Raw genomic sequence first — 5,654 nt, 5'->3', positions numbered from 1 at the left:
GTTCCCGTCGGCGTCCGGAAACCGCTGGGCCGGACGGGTCGCCGTACTGTGTCCGGTACGCGCCGGGCGGTATCCCGTAGCGCTCGCGGAAGGCGCGGTTGAAGTGGAACGGGCTGGCGAAACCCGAGGCCGCGGCCACCCGTTCCACGGGCAGGTCGGTGCCCTCCAGCAGACTCGCGGCGTGCCGCAGCCGGGCCTCGCGCAGGGCGCGCATGGGCGACTGACCGAGCTGCCGGCTGAACAGGTGGGCGAAGCGGGACGGCGACAGGGCGACGCCCTCGGCGAGCGAGCGGACGGTGTGCGGGGCGCCCGGGTCGGCGGCGATCAGCTCCTCGGCCCGGCGGATCCGTGCGTCGAGGCCGGGGCGGGGTGCCACCGGCCGGGCGCCGGCGGCAGCGAGGAGGACGATCTCCTCCAGCGCGCACAGGGCGAGCTCGCGGGCCGCGCTGCCGTGTGCGACGGCGACCTGCCCGTCCGGGGACGCCGGTGCGGGTGGTGCCTCGGTCCCGGTCCAGCGGGCGTCGGTGTGCATCCGCCGGAACGCCGACTCGACGCGGCCGTGCACACCGGCCGGGGCGGACGGGACGACGTGCACCCCGTCGCCGGCGTCGTACGGCCGCAGCCAGCCCGCCCACGACGGGCGGGCCTGGCAGTGCGCCCACCAGAACCGCCAGTGCCGGGCGCCGGGTTCCACCGCGTAGCCGTGCGGGACACCCGGGGCGAGCACTACGAGGTCCCCTGCGCCGACCGAGGTCTCCACGGCGCCCTGCCGCAGCCGGCCCCGGCCTCCCGTGGTCCAGGTGAAGAGCCAACTCGCGGAACCGCGCGGGCGGTTGACGGCGTAGCCGGGCGGCTGGTCGAAATGGCCGAGCACGACCAGGCCGGGCGGCGGGGCCGGGACCCCGTCGTCCCCGGTCTCAGCAGTGCCGGGCAATCCGTCAGCACGCACGGGCATCCTCCTCGACGACAGGGCGGCCTAGTGTCGGACCGTGGACAACCGACCGAGGAGTGCGCTCATGACAGTCACGGGCAACGGCGCCGCCGGCGCTCCCATCCTGGACCCCGCCGGGCTCCGGCGGTACCGGGAGGGGTTCGAGGAGGACGGTTTCACGGTCGTACGTGGGCTCTTCGGGGCCGACGAGATCGAGCGGCTGTGCGGCGAGTTCGCGGCACTGCACGCGGCCGGACCGGTACCCGGGCACTTCGAGCCGCGTGCGTCCGGGGCGGACGCGGATCCGCTGCGCGTCTGGCCTCGGGTGATGCACCCGCACGAGATCAGCGGCCTCGCCCGGGACGTCCTGCTGGACGCCCGGCTGCGCACGGTCCTGGAGGTGCTCCTCGGGGAGGAGGCCCTGGCCGCGCAGAGCATGTTCTACTTCAAGCCGCCGGGCGCCCGGGGCCAGGCGCTGCACCAGGACAACTTCTATCTGCGGGTGGATCCGGGCACGTGCGTGGCGGCGTGGCTGGCGTGTGACGTGATCGACCGGGAGAACGGCGGGCTGGAGGTCGTGCCGGGCACACACCGGATGGATGTGTTCTGCCCGGAGGAGGCCGATGCGGGGGTTTCCTTCGCCCGGGAGTACGTTCCGCCGCCGCCCGGGCTGGCGCCCGTGCCGGTGGACATGTCGCCGGGGGATGCTCTGTTCTTCAACGGCAGCCTGGTGCACGGGTCGCAGCCGAACCGTTCGGATGATCGGTTCCGGCGGTCGTTCATCGGGCACTATGTGGGGCGGTCGGCGGAGCGGATCGGTCGGTTCTACCGGACGTTGTCGATGAGTGGGGCGCGGGTGGCTCTGGCGGAGAGTGTGGGGGCGGGCCCCTGCGGGACGGAGTTCGCGCCGCAGGGGCCTCACTGATCGGTTGTCCGCGGCGCCGTTGTGGCTGATCGCGCCCACGCGGCGGAGCCGCACATCGATACAGCCCCGCGCCCCTAAAGAAGCTCAGTGACCGGCGATCGGATGCGCTGTGTAGGGACGCTCCAGTTCCTCGAGTTCCTTGTCGCTGAGCTGGAGGTCGACAGCGGCCACCGCGTCCTCCAGATGCCGGGGCTTCGACGCCCCCACGATCGGCGCTGAAACCGTGGACTGGTGGAGCAGCCAGGCCAGGGCCACCTGGGCGCGGGGGACGTCGCGGTCGGCGGCGATGCGGGTGACGGCCTCGACGATGGTGCGGTCGCCCTCCTGGTACAGGTTGCTGCCGAAGGTGTCGGTGGCGCTGCGGTCGGTCGTGGTGTCCCAGTCGCGGGTGAGGCGGCCGCGGGCGAGGGGGCTCCAGGGCAGTACGCCCACGCCCTGGTCCGCGCAGAGGGGCAGCATCTCGCGCTCCTCCTCGCGGTAGATGAGGTTGTAGTGGTTCTGCATGGAGACGAAGCGCGTCCAGCCGTTCAGCCGCGCGGTGTACTGGGCCTTGGAGAACTGCCAGGCGTACATCGAACTGGCCCCGATGTAGCGGACCTTGCCGGCCTTGACGACATCGTGCAGGGCCTCCATCGTCTCCTCGACGGGGGTGTGCGGGTCGAAGCGGTGGATCTGGTAGAGGTCGACGTAGTCGGTGCCGAGGCGGGTCAGACTCTGGTCGAGCTCGGTGATGATCGCCTTGCGGGACAGTCCGCCGCCGTTCGGCCCGGGCCGCATCCGGCCGTTCACCTTCGTCGCGAGCACGATCTCGTCGCGGCGGGCGAAGTCGCGCAGGGCACGGCCGGTGATCTCCTCGCTGGTGCCGTCGGAGTAGACGTTCGCCGTGTCGAAGAAGTTGATCCCCGCCTCGACCGCCTGCCGGATCAGCGGGCGCGAGGCCTCTTCGCCGAGGGTCCACTCGTGACGGCCGCGGTCGGGCAGGCCGTAGGTCATGCACCCCAGGCAGATCCGGGAGACGTCCAGGCCCGTCGAACCGAGCTTCACGTACTGCATCGTTGCTGCTCCTGCCTTCGGGAGGGTTTCCAGGGGGAGCGTACGTGCTCGTGTGCGCTCGAGGCAGGGTGCGCCGGACCGGCTGACGGGCCGTCATCGTTGCTGCCCCCAGGTGACCGCACGGCGTGGGAGCGGCGAGGCGGCCGGGCCGCTGCCGCATCCTCGGCGCAGGTGACCGGCGCCCGGCCGGTCGGCGGCGTACGGGAGAAGGCGTGGCGGCACGACGGAGGACACTGAGGATCCTGACCGGGGCGGCCGCGGCGTCCCTCGCCCTGATCTCGACCGCCTGGAGCCGGCCGGCCCCGCCGGGGCACGAGGTCCGGGCCCAGGCCCCGGCGGCCGAGGGACCGGCGACGCTGTGCGCACCCGCGGGCATCCTGCGCGGAGCGGACGGTGAGCGGGCCGCCGTCAGCCTGTGCGCGGGCAGCGGCACACCGATGATGGCGGTCTCGGCCCCCGCGAACTGCGGCCGTCCCGGCACGTCCGCCCGGTACGCCTGTCTGACCTCCGGTACCTGGACGGCGAAACGCCAGGGCAGGACGGTCGCCTCCGGGACGCTGCCCGGTACGCAGCCGTACCCCGGCCCGGGGGCCTACGACGTCACGGCCACCGTGCACGTCCGCTCCACGCCGGGCGGTGTGGACCTGCGCGGCACGGTCCGGGCGACGCTCACCCTGAGCGCGCCGAAGCAGCGGCCCACGCACCGCGTCGAGGTCGACCGGACCGCCCTGCGTCGCGGGGCCACCACCGTGCTGACGTACCGGGTGTACCGCGACAGCGAACAGGGCGACGGCAGTGCCCGCTTCGGGCTGATCGGCGAGGAGAGCACGGGAGTGCGGATCAGCACGGCGGACGCCCGGTGCGTCAACCCGCTCATCGGACGGGCCCCGTCCACAGCCAGGCTGACGCACTCCGTGGACTGTGCGCTGACCGACCTCCAGCCGGGCCGTCCGGCCACCGTGCGGGTCCAGGTCACTCAGGGGTCCGCCTGCTCGACGGTGGTCTCGAAGCTGGGCTACTGGATGCCGCGCGGGCAGGCGCTCTACACCGGCGGCATGGTGGAGGGGCCCATGGTCGGCTGCGGCTGACCGTCAGTCCCGTTCGACCAGGTCCAGTGCCCGCTCCCAGCCGAACTCCGGCCGCCCGCCGCCCTCGACCGGCTCCCCGGTGTACGGCTCCCCGAACCGCACGCCCATCCCCCGGAGCCGTTCGATGCTGTCCCGGTAGGCGGGGTGGGCGGCCAGCGCTTCGGCCACGCACGGCAGGACGGCGATCGGCACGCCGAGCCCCGCCGCCTCGCACAGGGTGCCCAGCGCGAGGGTGTCGGCGATGCCGGCCGCCCACTTGTTGACGGTGTTGAAGGTGGCGGGTGCGACGACCAGGGCGTCGGGCGCCGGGAAGGGGCGCGGATCGCTGGGGGTGCGCCAGGCCGAGCGGATGGGGCGGCCCGTCTGGGCTTCGACGGCGGCGGTGTCGAAGAAGCCGTTCATGGCGACGGGCGTCGCGATGACGCCGACCTCCCAGTCCCGCTCCTGCGCGGCGGTGATCAGTTTGCTGACGTCCGCGGCGATTCCGGCGGCGCAGACGACGACGTAGAGGAAGGGCTTGCGGGCGGCCTGTTCGGTCATCCCGAAAACCTAGCGACTCCCCCGGGCTCACCGGAGGGGGAAGGTGCGTCCGCGCTCCGGCTCCGGCCGCGGCCCGAAGATACGGCGCTCCTTCTCGTCGATCGGTACGTCGTTGATGCTCGCCTCGCGGCGGGTCATCAGCCCGTGCTCGTCGAACTCCCACAACTCGTTGCCGTAGGAGCGCCACCACTGTCCCCCGGCGTCACGGCACTCGTACTGGAAGCGGACGGCGATGCGGTTGCCGTCGAAGGCCCAGAGGTCCTTGCGCAGCGCGTACTCCTGCTCGCGCTCCCATTTGCGGGTCAGGAACTCGACGATCCGGGCGCGCCCGGTGACGAAGGTGTCGCGGTTGCGCCAGACGGAGTCCTCCGAGTAGGCGAGGGCGACCTTGTGCGGGTCGCGGGTGTTCCAGGCGTCCTCGGCGGCCTGGACCTTCTGTGCGGCGCTCTCGCGGGTGAAGGGCGGCAGGGGCGGGCGGTCGGTCATCGATGCTCCCTGGTCACAGCGGAGAACGAGCGTTCTCCGGATGACTGCTACCGTAGGAGAACGCTCGTTCTCTCGTCAAGGAGTGATGGTGGATGGACAGCGCGGTGGCCCGGGAGCGGGCGCTGGACGCGGCCGAGGAGTTGTTCTACGGGCGGGGCGTGCAGTCCGTCGGGATGGACGACGTACGCGGCACGTCCGGGGTCTCGCTCAAGCGCCTCTACCAGCTTTTCCCGGCGAAGGAGCAGTTGGTGGAGGCGTATCTGGAGCGGCGCGACGCGCGCTGGCGCGGGCAACTGGCCGAGTACGTCGAGCGGCACGGGGAGCCCCGGGAGCGGATCCTGGCCGTGTTCGACTGGCTCGGCCGGTGGTTCGGCGAGCCGGGCTTCCGCGGCTGCGCGTGGATCAACGCCTACGGCGAGCTCGGCGCCACGTCCGCGCGCGTGGCCGGCCAAGTGCGCGCGCACAAGCGGGCGTTCCGGGACTACCTCGCCTCGCTCGTGGACGCGGCGGGACTGCCCGGCGCGCTGGCCGGGCACCTGTTCCTGCTGGCCGAGGGTGCCATGGTCACGGCGGGTGTCACCAGGAGCGCCGAGCCCGCGGCCGAGGCGCGCGAGGCGGCCCGGCTGCTCCT

7 protein-coding genes are annotated in these 5,654 nt (G+C 72.9%); 3 read left to right on the top strand and 4 right to left on the bottom strand.

What is annotated here, in order from left to right:
- Positions 1-955: helix-turn-helix domain-containing protein (locus tag ACFTZL_RS40055; RefSeq protein ID WP_382594017.1), on the bottom strand; the 955-nt coding region annotated here is incomplete at its 3' end.
- Between the two features lie 61 nt (positions 956-1,016).
- Here ACFTZL_RS40055 and ACFTZL_RS40050 point away from each other — a divergent pair.
- Positions 1,017-1,856: a phytanoyl-CoA dioxygenase family protein gene (locus ACFTZL_RS40050; protein WP_382594014.1), complete on the top strand. Its 840-nt coding sequence runs from the start codon at positions 1,017-1,019 to the stop codon at positions 1,854-1,856.
- Positions 1,857-1,940: 84 nt separating this feature from the next.
- Here ACFTZL_RS40050 and ACFTZL_RS40045 read toward each other — a convergent pair whose 3' ends face one another.
- Positions 1,941-2,909 (bottom strand): aldo/keto reductase, encoded by a 969-nt coding sequence (locus ACFTZL_RS40045; protein ID WP_382594011.1) that lies wholly within the window; start codon positions 2,907-2,909, stop codon positions 1,941-1,943.
- A gap of 212 nt (positions 2,910-3,121) precedes the next feature.
- Here ACFTZL_RS40045 and ACFTZL_RS40040 point away from each other — a divergent pair, with 212 nt between their 5' ends.
- Complete coding sequence (locus ACFTZL_RS40040) at positions 3,122-3,997, top strand: hypothetical protein (protein WP_382594008.1); 876 nt, start codon at positions 3,122-3,124, stop codon at positions 3,995-3,997.
- A 3-nt stretch (positions 3,998-4,000) separates the two neighbouring features.
- Here the strand turns inward: ACFTZL_RS40040 and ACFTZL_RS40035 are convergent, their stop codons facing one another.
- Both ACFTZL_RS40035 and ACFTZL_RS40030 read right to left on the bottom strand, forming a co-directional pair.
- Positions 4,001-4,537 carry a flavoprotein gene (locus tag ACFTZL_RS40035; RefSeq protein WP_382594005.1) on the bottom strand — a complete coding sequence of 179 codons (537 nt, stop codon included), beginning with the start codon at positions 4,535-4,537 and terminating at the stop codon, positions 4,001-4,003.
- A 27-nt stretch (positions 4,538-4,564) separates the two neighbouring features.
- On the bottom strand, positions 4,565-5,023 hold the full coding sequence (locus ACFTZL_RS40030; RefSeq protein WP_382594002.1) for a nuclear transport factor 2 family protein: 459 nt from the start codon (positions 5,021-5,023) through the stop codon (positions 4,565-4,567).
- A 92-nt stretch (positions 5,024-5,115) separates the two neighbouring features.
- Between ACFTZL_RS40030 and ACFTZL_RS40025 the strand changes: the two genes are divergently transcribed.
- The coding region (locus tag ACFTZL_RS40025; RefSeq protein ID WP_382593999.1) for a TetR/AcrR family transcriptional regulator at positions 5,116-5,654 on the top strand (539 nt) is incomplete at its 3' end.

The sequence above is a fragment of the Streptomyces sp. NPDC056948 genome, from assembly GCF_042674225.1.
Lineage (GTDB): Bacteria > Actinomycetota > Actinomycetes > Streptomycetales > Streptomycetaceae > Streptomyces > Streptomyces purpurascens.
This window is presented reverse-complemented; position numbering and strand designations above follow the sequence as displayed.

Excerpts from the sequence above, each read along its gene's own strand:
- ACFTZL_RS40050 (WP_382594014.1), top strand. The coding sequence starts at position 1,017 with ATGACAGTCACGGGCAACGGCGCCGCCGGCGCTCCCATCCTGGACCCC.
- ACFTZL_RS40045 (WP_382594011.1), bottom strand. The coding sequence starts at position 2,909 with ATGCAGTACGTGAAGCTCGGTTCGACGGGCCTGGACGTCTCCCGGATC.
- ACFTZL_RS40030 (WP_382594002.1), bottom strand. The coding sequence starts at position 5,023 with ATGACCGACCGCCCGCCCCTGCCGCCCTTCACCCGCGAGAGCGCCGCA.
- ACFTZL_RS40035 (WP_382594005.1), bottom strand. The coding sequence starts at position 4,537 with ATGACCGAACAGGCCGCCCGCAAGCCCTTCCTCTACGTCGTCGTCTGC.